Origin of the sequence: Pseudomonas sp. gcc21 (genome assembly GCF_012844345.1) — a bacterium.
In the GTDB taxonomy this organism is placed as follows: domain Bacteria; phylum Pseudomonadota; class Gammaproteobacteria; order Pseudomonadales; family Pseudomonadaceae; genus Halopseudomonas.
Genome location: NZ_CP051625.1, coordinates 3,252,100 through 3,267,815, shown reverse-complemented (window position 1 = coordinate 3,267,815; position 15,716 = coordinate 3,252,100). Strand labels below are relative to the sequence as shown.

The following is a 15,716-nucleotide window of genomic DNA, read 5'->3' as shown; positions in this document are numbered from 1 at the left end:
GAGTGCAATCGGTCACGCGACCATTAAATAAAAGGCAGATATTCGCATATCTGCCTGATACTGGAGCTCATGAGCGGAGTTGAACCGCTGACCTCACCCTTACCAAGGGTGTGCTCTACCAACTGAGCTACATGAGCTTTTACCTGTTGCAGCACCAAACTGGAGCGGGTAGCGGGAATCGAACCCGCACCATCAGCTTGGAAGGCTGAGGTTCTACCGTTGAACTATACCCGCCGTCTGCTCGGCTCTTGCGAAATCTGGTGGAGGGGGAAGGATTCGAACCTTCGAAGGCTAAGCCGTCAGATTTACAGTCTGATCCCTTTGACCGCTCGGGAACCCCTCCGTAAAAGAGGCGCCATTTTCATCACTAAGCGTCTACGTGTCAATACTTTTGTTAGAAAAAACCGTTACTTGAGGTGGTCCGGCTTGAGGAATAGCTCAACCGGGCCGACAACCCGGGCCAGTATGTCTGAATTCGTGAGTTCAGGCCCATGAAAACATACCTTGATCACTATGGGACTGTCATCCAGAACGTGATTGCCCTGTATCGAAGGCCAGCCCCCACAAGCAAACGGACTGGGTACGCTAGGCTTCATCCGTGCTGCTACACACCTGATATTGCTGCTGCAACTTCGGGAAATCTACCTGAAGCCGTGATAGCAAGGCCTGATCCACCAAGCGCCGTGCGCTTTGAGCGACCTGAACCAGATACTCAGTATTTTTCTGCTCGATCCGCTGCACCCGCGCAGGATAACCCTGGCTATCCAACTCTGCCTGACGGTTGCCGGCCTCAGCTTCGCTTTGGTAGATGCCAAACGAGACATTATCAACCAACGGGCCCTCGGTGATCAGATAACTCTCGACATCCCGGTCCTGCAAGATAGTAATCTGGGCGAGAGCTTCGCGTCGCCCGCCTTCCACATCCATCACAACCCAGAAATCCGGCTCGCCCGGGACCTCACGCTCAACAACAGAAGACTGGATACCGAGCGCTAACAGTCGCTGCAGAAGCTGCTCAGCCCTGACTGCCCGAGTGAAGGTGCCAAAGTTGACACACAGCGGCGCTGCAGGCTCTCGCGCAGGCGGAACGAGGGGAATGGTTTCTTCACCTGGGGCGACCGCCGGCAGGCCCTGCTCGAGGGTTTGATCAGCAACTTCCCGCAGCGCACGCTCAGCACTACGGTCCTGCAACTGCCACAGACCATACAGAATATTGAGAAGTAGCAGACACAGGAATACGGATTTCATCAGTCCACCTCCAGTGGGCACGCCAAAGCCAGTCCTTCGAAAACCAGGTCACCAATCACGTGACAGCCACCTGGTAACAGCTCGGCCATCCGCACCGCATCGCCGCCAGTGAGGATGACAACCATGCTATCACCGAGCAGCTGCCTGGCTATGCGAAGCTGTTCACGCACGAATCCTGACAGCATAAGTTCACAACCGTACTCCACTGCCTCACCCGTCGACGTGCCGGGCTTAGGCAGCTGAAGGTCCCCCAGGGGCTGCTCATCGTAACGAACCAAACGGGTATGCCGCACCAGAGACGTTCTCAATAACTTGCTTCCGGGCGCGATGTAGCCTCCTAAATGCATGCCGCTTGCATCCACAAAGTCGACTGTGACCGCCGTTCCCAGGTCAATCACCACGCAGGCCTTCTTACAAAGCTCATAACCGGCTACCAGTGCCAGCCACCGGTCCATCCCAAGCTTCGTACAATCCTCGTACCCATTGGTCACGCTGGCGAGGCTATTACTGGCGCGCGCGAGTAAAGGATGCAACTTGAGCCAGCTCGTGAGCTGATCCATTACTAATTGAGTCTCTTCGGCTGACCGGACACTGACCAACCTGCATCCACGAATTTCCCGCTCCTGGCCACCAAGGAGCCGCTGCAGTTCGACCAAGTCAGGAGCCATGTCGCGGTCGCGCACTCGACCCTCTCGATCAAGCAGACGCCATTTGATCAGGGTGTTACCGCAATCAAGCTCAAGTAGCATTATTCAACCTCAGGCTTACTTCCCCACCGTTTATGTGCGCCTCACCTTGTGTCGAGACAAGCCTTAGAGCACCTCGGGCGGTCACTCCTCGACTTATTCCCTCCTGTACCAGATTACCGGCAATCACTCGCACGGCCTGGTTGCGCCATGCATCACGTTGCTCCCATGGCTCCATGAACGGCTCAAAACCGTTTTGCTTGAACAACTTCAACGCGCTGGCCAGACGGGAAAGGAATTCTGCAATTAAACGATTCCGGTCAAGTTCCTTTTTTTGACCCGACATCAATAGCGATGTCCACGGCTGATCGATTTCGGATGTTCGCATCAGTACGTTCACCCCAACGCCGATTACCACCAGACACTCCGAAGTCAAGTCGCCCGATAGCTCTATCAGAATGCCTGCGAGTTTCTTGCCATCAAGTAGCACATCGTTGGGCCACTTCAGCTTACACCCACGATACCCGAGGCTTTCTAGCGACTCGACGAGCGCAAGACCTACGACCAGACTCAGCCCCTCAAGCGACTGCGCGCCACCTTCGAACGGTTCGGCGACCGATATATATATGTTCTGCCCAAAAGGGCTCGCCCATACTCGACCCCGCCGCCCGCGACCGGCCAGCTGCTGTTCGCTCAAACATATTATTCTCTTGGCTCCATCAAGCTGGAGGCGTCGCTGCGCCTCGGCATTGGTAGAGTCGACTTGTTGAGCGAGATGCCACCCCCAATCGCTTGCCATAGAGTCGGGAAGCGCGGCTTGGATCCGGTCCAGATCCAGAAGAACCGCATTGGGCGGAATACGATAGCCTTTTCCGCGCACACGCTGGATTGGAAAGCCCTGTTTTTCGAGACGACTGATGATTTTCCATATCGCCGCGCGGCTTACGCCCAGTTGAGACCCAAGTCTCTCTCCGGAATGGAAGCGACCATCAGCCATTAATGCGAGTAAGTCGTTCAGCATATCAACAAGCCATCTTGATTCGACAGGCCCGCATGATAGCGCCCGGCGGACACAGATTGAATGAATATATGAGCTGGATTGGAGAGTCCAATGCAGCGCCCGCAATAATGCAGAGAGCTCTGGCACTCGCAAGCCATGCAAGCGCCAGGCGCCTGATGGCTTTCAGGACACACCGAGCGTAAGGAAGATCGTGATTCAGGCGTACAGGCGTAACGGCGAGACCGAGCAAGGTACTCCCGCCTGCTAACTGCATTAGGTGTTTTCCGCGCCCAAAAAAGAACACCCCGACCTGTCTCCAGATCGGGGTGTTCTCGGTATAAGCGCTTGACGATGACCTACTCTCACATGGGGAGACCCCACACTACCATCGGCGATGCATCGTTTCACTTCTGAGTTCGGGATGGGATCAGGTGGTTCCAATGCTCTATGGTCGTCAAGCAATTCGTTGCTGTGCGTTTGTTAGTCCACACGGCTTAAAGGGTTGGGAGCGTGATAGAAGCTCGGACAAGGTGGTAACTGTCATCTCTGCAGTTCCAGACTGTCGTTCAATCGGTATCTTGTATAACACGGTAAATTGCTTGGGTGTTATATGGTCAAGCCACACGGGCAATTAGTACTGGTTAGCTCAACGCCTTGCAACGCTTACACACCCAGCCTATCAACGTCGTAGTCTTCGACGGCCCTTCAGGGGAGTCAAGCTCCCGGTGAGATCTCATCTTGAGGCAAGTTTCCCGCTTAGATGCTTTCAGCGGTTATCTCTTCCGAACGTAGCTACCCGGCAATGCCACTGGCGTGACAACCGGAACACCAGAGGTTCGTCCACTCCGGTCCTCTCGTACTAGGAGCAGCCCCTCTCAAATCTCAAACGTCCACGGCAGATAGGGACCGAACTGTCTCACGACGTTCTAAACCCAGCTCGCGTACCACTTTAAATGGCGAACAGCCATACCCTTGGGACCGGCTTCAGCCCCAGGATGTGATGAGCCGACATCGAGGTGCCAAACACCGCCGTCGATATGAACTCTTGGGCGGTATCAGCCTGTTATCCCCGGAGTACCTTTTATCCGTTGAGCGATGGCCCTTCCATACAGAACCACCGGATCACTAAGACCTACTTTCGTACCTGCTCGACGTGTTGGTCTCGCAGTCAAGCGCGCTTTTGCCTTTATACTCTACGCACGATTTCCGACCGTGCTGAGCGCACCTTCGTACTCCTCCGTTACTCTTTGGGAGGAGACCGCCCCAGTCAAACTACCCACCATACACTGTCCTCGATCCGGATAACGGACCAGAGTTAGAACCTCAAAGTTGCCAGGGTGGTATTTCAAGGTTGGCTCCACGCGAACTGGCGTCCACGCTTCAAAGCCTCCCACCTATCCTACACAAGCAAATTCAAAGTCCAGTGCAAAGCTATAGTAAAGGTTCACGGGGTCTTTCCGTCTAGCCGCGGATACACTGCATCTTCACAGCGATTTCAATTTCACTGAGTCTCGGGTGGAGACAGCGCCGCCATCATTACGCCATTCGTGCAGGTCGGAACTTACCCGACAAGGAATTTCGCTACCTTAGGACCGTTATAGTTACGGCCGCCGTTTACCGGGGCTTCGATCAAGAGCTTCGCCGAAGCTAACCCCATCAATTAACCTTCCGGCACCGGGCAGGCGTCACACCCTATACGTCCACTTTCGTGTTTGCAGAGTGCTGTGTTTTTAATAAACAGTTGCAGCGGCCTGGTATCTTCGACCAGCCAGAGCTTACGGAGTAAATCCTTCACCCTAGCCGGCGCACCTTCTCCCGAAGTTACGGTGCCATTTTGCCTAGTTCCTTCACCCGAGTTCTCTCAAGCGCCTTGGTATTCTCTACCTGACCACCTGTGTCGGTTTGGGGTACGATTCCTAGTTACCTGAAGCTTAGAGGCTTTTCCTGGAAGCATGGCATCAACCACTTCGCTTTCTTAAAAGAAAGCTCGTCATCGGTTCTCGGCCTTAGGATCCCGGATTTACCTAAGATCCCAGCCTACCGCCTTAAACAAGGACAACCAACGCCTTGCTGGCCTAGCCTTCTCCGTCCCCCCATCGCAGTAACTAGAAGTACGGGAATATTAACCCGTTTCCCATCGACTACGCCTTTCGGCCTCGCCTTAGGGGTCGACTCACCCTGCGTCGATTAACGTTGCGCAGGAACCCTTGGTCTTCCGGCGTGGGAGTTTTTCACTCCCATTGTCGTTACTCATGTCAGCATTCGCACTTCTGATACCTCCAGCCAACTTCTCAATTGACCTTCACAGGCTTACAGAACGCTCCTCTACCGCACATCCTAAGATGCACCCGTAGCTTCGGTGTATGGTTTGAGCCCCGTTACATCTTCCGCGCAGGCCGACTCGACTAGTGAGCTATTACGCTTTCTTTAAAGGATGGCTGCTTCTAAGCCAACCTCCTAGCTGTCTAAGCCTTCCCACATCGTTTCCCACTTAACCATAACTTTGGGACCTTAGCTGACGGTCTGGGTTGTTTCCCTTTTCACGACGGACGTTAGCACCCGCCGTGTGTCTCCCGTGCTCGCACTCACTGGTATTCGGAGTTTGCATGGGGTTGGTAAGTCGGGATGACCCCCTAGCCCAAACAGTGCTCTACCCCCAGTGGTGATACACGAGGCGCTACCTAAATAGCTTTCGAGGAGAACCAGCTATCTCCGAGCTTGATTAGCCTTTCACTCCTATCCACAAGTCATCCGCTAACTTTTCAACGGTAGTCGGTTCGGTCCTCCAGTGCCTGTTACGGCACCTTCAACCTGCCCATGGATAGATCGCCCGGTTTCGGGTCTATACCCTGCGACTGTTCGCCCTATTAAGACTCGGTTTCCCTACGCCTCCCCTATACGGTTAAGCTCGCCACAGAATATAAGTCGCTGACCCATTATACAAAAGGTACGCAGTCACGGAACAAGTCCGCTCCCACTGCTTGTACGCATACGGTTTCAGGTTCTATTTCACTCCCCTCACAGGGGTTCTTTTCGCCTTTCCCTCACGGTACTGGTTCACTATCGGTCAGTCAGGAGTATTTAGCCTTGGAGGATGGTCCCCCCATGTTCAGACAACGTTTCACGTGCGCCGTCCTACTCGATTTCACAGCTAAGAGCCTTTCGTGTACGGGGCTATCACCCACTACGGCCGCCATTTCCAGGGCGTTCCACTAAACTCTAAACTGCTTAAGGGCTGCTCCCCGTTCGCTCGCCACTACTTGGGGAATCTCGGTTGATTTCTTTTCCTCGGGGTACTTAGATGTTTCAGTTCCCCCGGTTCGCCTCACACACCTATGTATTCAGTGTGTGATACCCAGCTTATGCTGGGTGGGTTTCCCCATTCAGAGATGTCCGGATCATAGCTTGTTTGCCAGCTCCCCGAACCTTATCGCAGGCTACAACGTCTTTCATCGCCTCTGACTGCCAAGGCATCCACCGTATGCGCTTATTCACTTGACCATATAACCCCAAACAATCTGTGCTGTTGCCAGCGCGACTGATGAAGTCACATGTTATATCGACATGATTTCACGACAATCCGGAACTTGCGTTGAGATTACAAGTTACCTTAGCCATAACCCTGTGCAGTGAAACACAGTGCTATGTCTTGTCTTACTTCTATCACTTTCCCAAATTTTTAAAGAGCGGCTGGTATAAAGACCAGACATCAATGATCTACCCTGAGGCAATCATTCATGTATGAACTCTAGGTCCAGCTAAGGCGTTGTTGTTGCGTCGGTACGTCGGTCTGTCTTGGTGGAGCCAAGCGGGATCGAACCGCTGACCTCCTGCGTGCAAGGCAGGCGCTCTCCCAGCTGAGCTATGGCCCCTTTAAGAACCGTCGCACCTCGACAATTGGTGGGTCTGGGCAGATTCGAACTGCCGACCTCACCCTTATCAGGGGTGCGCTCTAACCAACTGAGCTACAGACCCAATCGCCTTTCTTTTGAATCAAGTAATTCGTGTGAGTGCTTGAAGAGTGTCGAGATCTATCGATTAAGGAGGTGATCCAGCCGCAGGTTCCCCTACGGCTACCTTGTTACGACTTCACCCCAGTCATGAATCACACCGTGGTAACCGTCCTCCCGAAGGTTAGACTAGCTACTTCTGGTGCAACCCACTCCCATGGTGTGACGGGCGGTGTGTACAAGGCCCGGGAACGTATTCACCGTGGCGTTCTGATCCACGATTACTAGCGATTCCGACTTCACGGAGTCGAGTTGCAGACTCCGATCCGGACTACGAACGGTTTTTCGGGATTAGCTCCACCTCGCGGCTTGGCAACCCTTTGTACCGCCCATTGTAGCACGTGTGTAGCCCTGGCCGTAAGGGCCATGATGACTTGACGTCATCCCCACCTTCCTCCGGTTTGTCACCGGCAGTCTCCTTAGAGTGCCCACCATTATGTGCTGGTAACTAAGGACAAGGGTTGCGCTCGTTACGGGACTTAACCCAACATCTCACGACACGAGCTGACGACAGCCATGCAGCACCTGTGTCTGAGTTCCCGAAGGCACCAATCCATCTCTGGAAAGTTCTCAGCATGTCAAGGCCAGGTAAGGTTCTTCGCGTTGCTTCGAATTAAACCACATGCTCCACCGCTTGTGCGGGCCCCCGTCAATTCATTTGAGTTTTAATCTTGCGACCGTACTCCCCAGGCGGTCAACTTAGTGCGTTAGCTGCGCCACTAAGAACTCAAGGTTCCCAACGGCTAGTTGACATCGTTTACGGCGTGGACTACCAGGGTATCTAATCCTGTTTGCTCCCCACGCTTTCGCACCTCAGTGTCAGTATCAGTCCAGGTAGTCGCCTTCGCCACTGGTGTTCCTTCCTATATCTACGCATTTCACCGCTACACAGGAAATTCCACTACCCTCTACCGTACTCTAGTTCAGCAGTTATGAAAGCAGTTCCCAGGTTGAGCCCGGGGATTTCACACCCATCTTACTGAACCACCTACGCGCGCTTTACGCCCAGTAATTCCGATTAACGCTTGCACCCTCTGTATTACCGCGGCTGCTGGCACAGAGTTAGCCGGTGCTTATTCTGTTGGTAACGTCAAAGTTGCTACGTATTAGGCAACAACCCTTCCTCCCAACTTAAAGTGCTTTACAATCCGAAGACCTTCTTCACACACGCGGCATGGCTGGATCAGGCTTTCGCCCATTGTCCAATATTCCCCACTGCTGCCTCCCGTAGGAGTCTGGACCGTGTCTCAGTTCCAGTGTGACTGATCATCCTCTCAGACCAGTTACGGATCGTCGCCTTGGTGAGCCATTACCCCACCAACTAGCTAATCCGACCTGGGCTCATCTGATAGCGCAAGGTCCGAAGATCCCCTGCTTTCTCCCGTAGGACGTACGCGGTATTAGCGCCCGTTTCCGGACGTTATCCCCCACTATCAGGCAGATTCCCAGGTATTACTCACCCGTCCGCCGCTCTCAAGAGAAGCAAGCTTCTCTCTACCGCTCGACTTGCATGTGTTAGGCCTGCCGCCAGCGTTCAATCTGAGCCATGATCAAACTCTTCAGTTAAAAAACTGCTTGGGTTTTGAGAAAACCCTAAACTTGGCTCAGCTTTACAAATAAACTCGATGAATTCACAGAGCAACTTGCTTGGCTGATAATCTTGCGATCATCGAGCAATTCAGCAAGCACCCACACGAATTACTTGATTCAGATTGTTAAAGAGCGATTCGGCCGGCGTTTCCGCCTGACCAAGGCCGCGTATTCTACGCTAACCTTCTGATCCGTCAAGCAATTTTGTGAAGTATTTTTGCTGCTTCACTTGTTGCCTGAGTGGCCTGAACAGCGCTGCTGTTCCGTGCCAGGGAGGCGCATTCTACAGGAGCCAAACTCGCTGTCAACACCTTCCGTAAACCTTGATGAGTCATCTCATCGCCGCGAACAACCGATCCATCCAGCCCTTCGCAGAGCGGCGTATTCTACGCCTTCTTCCCAGCCTGTCAATCACTAAATTATCGCTAACTTATTGATTACTAAGCACTTATTCCGTAGCGCCCTGACTTGGGAGACGCGCATTATAGGCCTGTGAGATTTGCCGTCAAGACGCAAATCGAACTTTTTGATTAAAAAGAAGGGAGCCCGTCCCTATCGCTTGGAAACGGGCGGGTCCTGCGATCACACGGAGAGGAATTTACTGATGTAGGCCTTGTCGATCTGTTCACCTTGCGCTTCGTGGACGATCCGCCCCTTGTCAATTACCAGCATGCGATCCGCCACAGCTGTGGCGAAACTGAGCACCTGCTCTGATACCACGATGCTAATCTTGCGCAGCTGTTTGATCTCATTCAGCGTCACCGCGAGCTGCTTGATTATAGAAGGCTGGATGCCCTCAGTAGGTTCATCCAACAACAGTACTTTCGGATCAGCCGCAAGCGCACGTCCGATAGCCAGCTGTTGTTGTTGACCACCGGAAAGGTTTCCGGCTTTCCGATGGCGCATATCGAATAGCACCGGGAATAGCTCATAGATGTCATTCGGTACTTTCTTCCGCCCTGAAGCTTCCAGGCCGGCCTTGATATTTTCCTCCACGGTGAGCGTAGGAAACACCATCCTGCCCTGCGGCACATAGGCGATACCCTTGGCGACGCGCTGGTAGGACTCAGCCCGGGCCAGATCATCACCCTGGAACCGGATTTCACCTGCCGTGCTCGGCAACATCCCGATCAACGACTTGAACAGAGTGGTCTTGCCCATCCCGTTGCGGCCCATAATCGCGACGGTTTCGTTTGCCCCCACATTCAGCGAGATGCCGTGGATGACTTCGCTCATGCCGTAACTGACGCGCAGCTCGTTAACATTCAACATGTTCGTACCCCCCTAGTGGCCAAGGTAGACTTCAATGACTTTCTCGTTTCGCTGCACGTCATCCATCTTGCCTTCAGCCAGTAACTTGCCCTGGTGCAATACGGTTACCCGGTGCGCGATATCCTTGACGAAGTCCATATCGTGTTCGATGACGATAACCGAGCGGTTCTGGCTGATACGCCGCAACAGGTCCGCCGTCGCCTCGCGCTCCGAGACGCTCATGCCGGCCACCGGCTCGTCGAGCATTAACAACTCCGGGTCCTGAATCAGTAGCATGCCGATCTCCAGCCACTGTTTCTGGCCGTGACTGAGCAGTCCGGCGCTGGTATCGAGCCGGTCGATCAGGAAAATATCATCTGCGACCGCTTCAACCCGCTCGCGCACCTGCTCGGTGACCTTGAAGAACAGACTGCCAAACACCGAACGTCCGGTGGGGTAGGACAGCTCCAGATTTTCCCGAACCGTCAGATTTTCGTAGATCGACGGTGTCTGAAATTTCCTCCCTACGCCCGCCTTAACGATATTGTTCTCTGCCAGCTTGGTGAGCTCGGTGTCTTTGAACTTGATCGAGCCTGATGTAGCACGGGTTTTGCCGCAGATAAGATCCAGCAGCGTGGTCTTGCCCGCGCCATTCGGGCCGATCACGACCCTAACCTCGTTGCGCTCGACATACAGGTTCAGCCCATCGACGGCCTTGAATCCATCAAAGGAGACGGTGAGATCTTCGACGGCCAATAGAATCGGGGCACTCATGACGTCACCTCCTGCGGCTTGCTACTGGGAGCGGGTTCGATTGTCTGCTCGCGCTTGATGGCTACCGGCTTACGACGGGAGGCAAGAAACCGATCGATATGCGGCTGCACGAAGTCGCCATATAGCCCCGCCAAACCACGCGGAAACAGCAGGACCACGCCGATAAACAGCGCACCCATGAAGATGATCCACAACTGGGGAAAGCTTTCCGACAGCAGCGTCTTGGCCAGGTTGACCAGCAAGGCACCATACACCGCGCCGATCAGCGAAAGACGCCCGCCAACTGCACAGAAAATCACCATCTCGATGGAGACGACCGTGCCCACGAACGAGGGCGACATGAAGCCGACCTGCAGCGCGAACATGGCGCCGCCGATTGCCGAGAAGATGCCGGCCAGCGCGAAGACGAAGATTTTGATATTGGCTACGTCGTAACCGGAAAACCGCACCCGGTCTTCCTGGTCGCGCATGGCGATAAGCAGTTTTCCGTAGCGGCTACTGAGTACGAACTGACCTATCAGCAGACAGATGATCAGCAGCGCGCAGCAGAGGAAATACAATATGTACTTCGCGCTGTCCGGTCGGATATCCCATCCCAACAGCGTGCGCAGGTCAGTGATTCCGTTGATGCCACCGGTGAAACCTTGTTGTCCGATGATCAGAATAGTCGCGATCGAGGCGATAGCCTGGGTGATGATCGCGAAGTAAACCCCACCGACCCGTCGCTTGAACATGGCGACGCCGATAACGAATGCGAACAGTGCCGGCACAGTCAGAATCAACAGAATGGTCAACGTCAGACTGTGGAAGGGCATCCAGAAAACCGGTAGCTCGGTAATCTGGTTCCAGTCCATGAAATCCGGAATACCCGGAGTGCTCTGAATGGCCGTATTCTCCGGGCTCGATGCTTCGAGCTTCAGGAACATCGCCATGCAATAACCACCCAGGCCGAAGAACACGCCCTGCCCCAGGCTGAGCACGCCACCGTACCCCCAACACAACACCAATCCGACCGCGACAAAGGCGTAGGTCAGATACTTACCGATCAGATTCAGACGAAAGATATCCAGCGTCAGCGGCAGCACGACCAGCAACAAGACGGCCAGCGCGGCTAATTGCAGCAAACGCTGCCGCCCCCCGAAAGCGCTTATCCAGTTTTGCATTCAAATAACCTCCAGCCGGCGCGCCAATCAGCGGCGCACCTTGCTTGCAAAGAGTCCCTGGGGACGGAACATCAGAATCCCGACGACTACCAGCAAGGTGATTACCTTGGCCATTGAGCCGCTGAGGAAGAATTCGAGAATGGACTGCGATTGCGCGATACCGAAGGCTGACACCACTGTGCCCAGCAGGCTTGCCGCGCCGCCAAATACCACCACCAGGAAGGTATCCACTATATAGAGGGAGCCGGTAGTGGGACCCGTGGATGCGATAGTGGTAAACGCCGCGCCGGCGACTCCGGCGATGCCGCAACCCAAAGCAAAGGTAAAACGGTCAACTCGCTTGGTATTGATGCCAGCCGCGTTTGCCATCAGCCGGTTCTGCGTGGTCGCACGCAGTTTGATGCCCCAGCGCGAGCGGTACATCATGATGACGACGCCCAAGGTCATCAGCAGGGTAACGCCCATGACAAACAACCCGTTGAGCGGAATGTCGATCATGTCGCTTGGTGCCCATGAGCCCATCAGCCAGTCGGGCATGCTGACGCTCACTTCACGCGGACCAAATGTCGAGCGATAGATCTGCTGAAGAATCAACCCCAGCCCCCAGGTCGCCAACAGCGTGTCCAGCGGACGATGGTACAAACGGCTGATCATCACCCTTTCGACGATGTAGCCGAGGAGGAAGGCTCCGGCAAAGGCTGCCACAATAGCGAAAGGAAAGTACGCCTGTTGCAACCAGGGCGATGTGCTGGCCAGCTCGGACACCAGCCAGGTGATGTATGCTCCCAGGGTCAGAAATTCCCCGTGAGCCATGTTGATAACGCCCATCTGCCCGAAAATGATGGCCAGACCCAGGGCCATCAACAGAAAGACGCAGAAAAGACTCAGGCCACTGAACCCCTGCATAACAAAGATGGCCGTGAGCTCCTGCCCTGAATAACCGCCCATGATCGTTCTCCTGATTTACCGGTGGTGCGACCGTTGCCGGCCGCACCTGCTAAGTGACGCGGCGGCTTACTGGTAGCCTTCCGGGAATGGGTTCGGTTCGATCAGCTCTGATTCGTAAACCACTTCAGCCTGGCCATCAGCCTTCCACTGACCAATGCGCAGCTTGCTCCACAGGTGATGGTTGTCGTGCACTTTCACGTAGCCTTCCGGAGCGGTTTCCAGCTCGATTCCGGCAGAAGCGGCAGCCACAGCGTCGACGTCAAAGGTGCCAGCTTTCTCGACAGCGGCTTTCCACAACCACGGCCCGAGATAAGCAGCCTGCGTCACGTCGCCGATCACGCTGTCTTCACCCCAACGCGCCTTGAACGCCTTGACGAACTCAGCGTTGTTGTCGTTTTCCAGCGACTGGAAATACTTCATCGAGGAGTAGTAGCCGGCAATGTTCTCGCCGCCGATGCCCAACACTTCGTCTTCGGTAACCGAGATGGTCACGATGGTCTGGCGCTCTGGTGTAATGCCGGCAGCCTTGAGCTGCTTCCACCAGGCCACGTTGGAACCACCGACGATGCTCGCGTACACCACATCGGGTTTCTTGAGGCGGATCTTGTTGATCAGCGATCCAAAGTTGGTATTGCCCAGCGGGTAATACTCTTCGCCGATCACTTCGCCGCCGAGTACGTTCTCGATATGCTTGCGGGCAATCTTGTTCGAGGTGCGCGGCCAGATGTAATCCGAACCGACGAGGTAGTAGGTCTTGGCACCTTTTTCCTTGGCCACCCAGTCCAGTCCGGCGAGGTTTTGCTGGGTCGCCTCCTGGCCGGTGTAGATCACGTTTTTCGACTGCTCGAGGCCTTCATAAAAAGTCGGGTAGTACAGCAGGCCGTTCTCCTTTTCGAAGACAGGCAGTACTGCTTTACGCGAGGCCGAGGTCCAGCAACCGAACACCGCAGCAACCTTGTCCTGGGTGAGAAGCTTGCGGGACTTCTCGGCGAAGGTTGGCCAGTCGCTCGCGCCGTCTTCCTGAACCACTTCAATCTTGCGGCCCAGCACGCCGCCCATCGCGTTGATCTGTTCGATGGCGAGTTTTTCAGCTTCGACCGAACCGGTTTCGCTGATGGCCATGGTGCCGGTGATCGAGTGCAGGATGCCGACCTTTACGGTGTCATCGTTAACAGCCAGGCCTGTCGTGTTGACCTTGTCGGTCGGGTGCTCCGCCGCGCCGGCGGCGCCAGCGAAGCCCAGACCAGCGCCCAGGGCAACTGCCAGCAGATGGCGCTTCCACGCCGGCGTCTTGCGATTAGAGTCATGCATGAGGTGCTTCTCCTTGGTATGGATGTAACCGGCGAGCACGTCCAGTCCCCCGCTTCACTCGCCTGTTGAACCCACCCAGAGCAACCCCTGTGCCACCTCCGTGTTTCATGCTGCGGTTTTTATCCGCCGCACAGCTAAGCCGTTGTAATAGGAGAGATTTATATTGCTGACGCAAGCCCTCCCCTCTTCACCGCAGCCAGGTACGGCGTGCTCCGAAATGGCTCGTGCTGACATTGTCATGTCATTGTCATGGTGCAACCTTCGACATTGTCATCCAGGCGCCGGCAGGCCTGCTGTTCACATCTGACATTCTTAAGACAACCTATTGTTTTTAAACATTTTTATATGCCGATGACAAAGCTGGCACGGCATCTGCTCTATGCGTCATACCGGACGGATTCACCGGACCGAAACGCGACATAAACAGAGGATGCCCCTGTCATGGCTGAAACACTGATCAAGATCGACCTGAGCAAGAGCCCAAAGGAACACGACAACATTCATAACCGCTGGCACCCGGACGTGCCCATGGTGGCCACCGTCAAACCCGGTGCGGACTTCATCATCGAATGTATGGACTGGACTGGCGGTCAGATCGCCAATAACGACAGCGCCGAAGACGTGCGGGATGTCGATCTGAGCAAGGTGCACTACCTCAGTGGCCCGGTAGCGGTCGAGGGCGCCGAGCCGGGCGACCTGCTGGTTGTCGATATTCTGGACATCGGCGCCTTCGCCGATCAGATGTGGGGCTTCAACGGCCTGTTCGCCAAGCAGAACGGCGGGGGCTTTCTAACCGAGCATTTTCCCGAAGCGCGCAAGACCATCTGGGACTTCAACGGCATCTATACCAAGTCCCGCCATATTCCCGGGGTCGAATTCATCGGCCTGATGCATCCGGGCCTGATCGGCTGCCTGCCATCGCAGGAGCTGCTGGATGAATGGAACAAGCGTGAACAGGCGTTGATCGATACTGACCCCGAGCGCGTCCCGGCCCTGGCCAACCCACCCTACGCACCCACTGCGCATGTGGGCCGCGCCACCGGCGATGTCGCCAGCAAGATTGCTGCGGAAGGTGCCCGCACCGTCCCGCCCCGCGAGCACGGCGGCAACTGCGATATCAAGGATCTGACCAAGGGCTCGCGTGTGTTCTTCCCCGTCTATGTCAAAGGCGGAGGTCTGTCGATGGGCGATCTGCACTTCTCCCAGGGCGACGGCGAAATCACCTTCTGCGGTGCCATTGAAATGGCCGGCTGGATTCATATCAGAGTGAACCTGATCAAGGATGGCGTGAAGAAATACGGCGTGAAGAACCCGATCTTCCAGCCCAGCGATCTCTCACCCGGCTACAAGAAACATCTCATTTTCGAAGGCATATCGGTGGATGAAAGTGGCAAGCAGCATTATCTGGATGCCCACGTCGCCTACCGCCAGGCCTGCCTGAATGCCATCGAGTATCTGAAAAAATTCGGCTACAGCGGCGCACAGGCCTACTCCATTCTTGGCACCGCGCCGGTGCAGGGGCACATCAGCGGCATCGTCGACGTGCCCAACGTCTGCGCAACGGTGTGGATACCCACCGAGATATTCGACTTCGACATCCAGCCCAACGCAGACGGCCCGACCATCGCCGTCAGCGGCGACGAAATACCCACGGCCATCTGGAACAAATAAAGCGTTGCTGGAAGGTTGCTCCGTCATGGAGCAACCCGTCAGCCCTCTTTGCACCGTCAGGAAG

The 15,716-nt window shown here is 55.1% G+C and carries 9 protein-coding genes, 5 tRNA genes and 3 rRNA genes; 1 reads left to right on the top strand and 16 read right to left on the bottom strand.

Annotation, left to right across the window (positions count from 1 at the left end):
- Nucleotides 1-61 precede the first annotated feature (61 nt).
- From HG264_RS15065 to urtA, 16 genes are all read right to left on the bottom strand, one after another.
- Nucleotides 62-137, bottom strand: a tRNA-Thr gene (locus tag HG264_RS15065).
- A 23-nt stretch (nucleotides 138-160) separates the two neighbouring features.
- Nucleotides 161-234, bottom strand: a tRNA-Gly gene (locus HG264_RS15060).
- Between the two features lie 24 nt (nucleotides 235-258).
- Nucleotides 259-343: transfer RNA gene (locus tag HG264_RS15055), tRNA-Tyr, on the bottom strand.
- Nucleotides 344-585: 242 nt separating this feature from the next.
- Nucleotides 586-1,248, bottom strand: a complete 663-nt coding sequence (locus HG264_RS15050) for an SPOR domain-containing protein (protein ID WP_169408387.1) — start codon at nucleotides 1,246-1,248, stop codon at nucleotides 586-588.
- A complete protein-coding gene (locus tag HG264_RS15045) occupies nucleotides 1,248-1,997 on the bottom strand; it encodes a type III pantothenate kinase (protein ID WP_169408386.1) in 750 nt (249 codons plus the stop codon). The genes HG264_RS15050 and HG264_RS15045 overlap by 1 nt, the downstream gene beginning before the upstream one ends.
- Complete coding sequence (birA, locus tag HG264_RS15040) at nucleotides 1,987-2,955, bottom strand: bifunctional biotin--[acetyl-CoA-carboxylase] ligase/biotin operon repressor BirA (RefSeq protein ID WP_169408385.1); 969 nt, start codon at nucleotides 2,953-2,955, stop codon at nucleotides 1,987-1,989. The genes HG264_RS15045 and birA overlap by 11 nt, the downstream gene beginning before the upstream one ends.
- Before the next feature lie 322 nt (nucleotides 2,956-3,277).
- Nucleotides 3,278-3,393 (bottom strand): 5S ribosomal RNA (gene rrf / locus HG264_RS15035).
- A 151-nt stretch (nucleotides 3,394-3,544) separates the two neighbouring features.
- Nucleotides 3,545-6,435: ribosomal RNA gene (locus HG264_RS15030) — 23S ribosomal RNA — on the bottom strand.
- A gap of 295 nt (nucleotides 6,436-6,730) precedes the next feature.
- Nucleotides 6,731-6,806 (bottom strand) — tRNA-Ala (locus HG264_RS15025).
- Between the two features lie 26 nt (nucleotides 6,807-6,832).
- Nucleotides 6,833-6,909, bottom strand: a tRNA-Ile gene (locus HG264_RS15020).
- Nucleotides 6,910-6,973: 64 nt separating this feature from the next.
- A 16S ribosomal RNA gene (locus HG264_RS15015) occupies nucleotides 6,974-8,510 on the bottom strand.
- Together the 16S, 23S and 5S rRNA genes with 2 tRNA genes alongside form the textbook arrangement of a ribosomal RNA operon.
- Before the next feature lie 606 nt (nucleotides 8,511-9,116).
- Nucleotides 9,117-9,806 (bottom strand): urea ABC transporter ATP-binding subunit UrtE, encoded by a 690-nt coding sequence (gene urtE, locus HG264_RS15010; protein WP_169408384.1) that lies wholly within the window; start codon nucleotides 9,804-9,806, stop codon nucleotides 9,117-9,119.
- Between the two features lie 12 nt (nucleotides 9,807-9,818).
- Nucleotides 9,819-10,559, bottom strand: a complete 741-nt coding sequence (urtD, locus tag HG264_RS15005; RefSeq protein ID WP_169408383.1) for an urea ABC transporter ATP-binding protein UrtD — start codon at nucleotides 10,557-10,559, stop codon at nucleotides 9,819-9,821.
- Nucleotides 10,556-11,722 (bottom strand): urea ABC transporter permease subunit UrtC, encoded by a 1,167-nt coding sequence (urtC, locus tag HG264_RS15000; protein WP_169408382.1) that lies wholly within the window; start codon nucleotides 11,720-11,722, stop codon nucleotides 10,556-10,558. The genes urtD and urtC overlap by 4 nt, the downstream gene beginning before the upstream one ends.
- Nucleotides 11,723-11,749: 27 nt before the next feature.
- Nucleotides 11,750-12,670: an urea ABC transporter permease subunit UrtB gene (gene urtB, locus HG264_RS14995; protein ID WP_169408381.1), complete on the bottom strand. Its 921-nt coding sequence runs from the start codon at nucleotides 12,668-12,670 to the stop codon at nucleotides 11,750-11,752.
- Nucleotides 12,671-12,736: 66 nt separating this feature from the next.
- Entirely contained in the window at nucleotides 12,737-13,981 is a 1,245-nt protein-coding gene (gene urtA, locus HG264_RS14990) for an urea ABC transporter substrate-binding protein (protein WP_169408380.1), read from the bottom strand.
- Nucleotides 13,982-14,422: 441 nt separating this feature from the next.
- Between urtA and fmdA the strand changes: the two genes are divergently transcribed.
- Entirely contained in the window at nucleotides 14,423-15,652 is a 1,230-nt protein-coding gene (gene fmdA / locus HG264_RS14985) for a formamidase (RefSeq protein ID WP_169408379.1), read from the top strand.
- The last annotated feature ends 64 nt before the right edge of the window (nucleotides 15,653-15,716 follow it).

Bases quoted from the DNA above. Each gene is read 5' to 3' on its own strand.
- HG264_RS15050 (WP_169408387.1), bottom strand. From the start codon at position 1,248: ATGAAATCCGTATTCCTGTGTCTGCTACTTCTCAATATTCTGTATGGT.
- urtE (WP_169408384.1), bottom strand. From the start codon at position 9,806: ATGTTGAATGTTAACGAGCTGCGCGTCAGTTACGGCATGAGCGAAGTC.
- urtB (WP_169408381.1), bottom strand. From the start codon at position 12,670: ATGGGCGGTTATTCAGGGCAGGAGCTCACGGCCATCTTTGTTATGCAG.
- fmdA (WP_169408379.1), top strand. From the start codon at position 14,423: ATGGCTGAAACACTGATCAAGATCGACCTGAGCAAGAGCCCAAAGGAA.
- HG264_RS15045 (WP_169408386.1), bottom strand. From the start codon at position 1,997: ATGCTACTTGAGCTTGATTGCGGTAACACCCTGATCAAATGGCGTCTG.
- urtC (WP_169408382.1), bottom strand. From the start codon at position 11,722: ATGCAAAACTGGATAAGCGCTTTCGGGGGGCGGCAGCGTTTGCTGCAA.
- birA (WP_169408385.1), bottom strand. From the start codon at position 2,955: ATGCTGAACGACTTACTCGCATTAATGGCTGATGGTCGCTTCCATTCC.
- urtD (WP_169408383.1), bottom strand. From the start codon at position 10,559: ATGAGTGCCCCGATTCTATTGGCCGTCGAAGATCTCACCGTCTCCTTT.
- urtA (WP_169408380.1), bottom strand. From the start codon at position 13,981: ATGCATGACTCTAATCGCAAGACGCCGGCGTGGAAGCGCCATCTGCTG.